Consider the following 536-nt stretch of genomic DNA (forward strand, 5'->3'; position numbering starts at 1 on the left):
AGCAGAGATTCAGATTTTCCGTTACCGAACTACGGAAAAGTCTACATGATAGATAAAAACGGTAATGCTAGAAGCGACATTGTTACAGAATATGAAGCATGTAATGAAGGTAGACTAACTATCAGAAACGGCTGTGTTACTCTGACCTACCCTAAAGACCGTTATCCTGCGTCTACAGCTGAAGATGATTTTGCAAGTATGCCTATCTTCCCTGAAGGATCAAAGTTTATTGAAGATGGACAAGCGATAGAAGTCAACAACAAGACTTATCGTGATGGTGATTATGTAGAAATGAGTGGTCGTGAGACTATAAGAGATTTCGGAAAATATTTTTCAAGTAGTAGACCATATACCCCTGTACCAGATCGTTGCAAAGCTGATGAATACTGGGAAGTTGGTGGAACAGGGTTGAGATTAATGGATTGAGGATAATTTTATTGGGTATAGCTTTTGAAACCATTTTTCTTTATATTGTCACTTAGACAGGCTGGGCATTTGATGTATAGTGTCATTTGCATTTCACTATTTATCAATTT

The 536-nt window shown here is 37.5% G+C and carries 1 protein-coding gene and 1 pseudogene; one reads left to right on the top strand and one right to left on the bottom strand.

The annotated features are described in order from the left end of the window. A partial coding sequence (locus tag ACS8FD_RS24040) for a hypothetical protein (protein ID WP_439277696.1) occupies positions 1-426 on the top strand: 426 nt, incomplete at its 5' end. A gap of 17 nt (positions 427-443) precedes the next feature. Here the strand turns inward: ACS8FD_RS24040 and ACS8FD_RS24045 are convergent. Next, a pseudogene (locus tag ACS8FD_RS24045) lies at positions 444-518 on the bottom strand (IS1 family transposase); the annotation flags it as partial. Positions 519-536 lie beyond the last annotated feature (18 nt).

It is taken from the genome of Psychrobacter sp. 1U2, assembly GCF_051847575.1.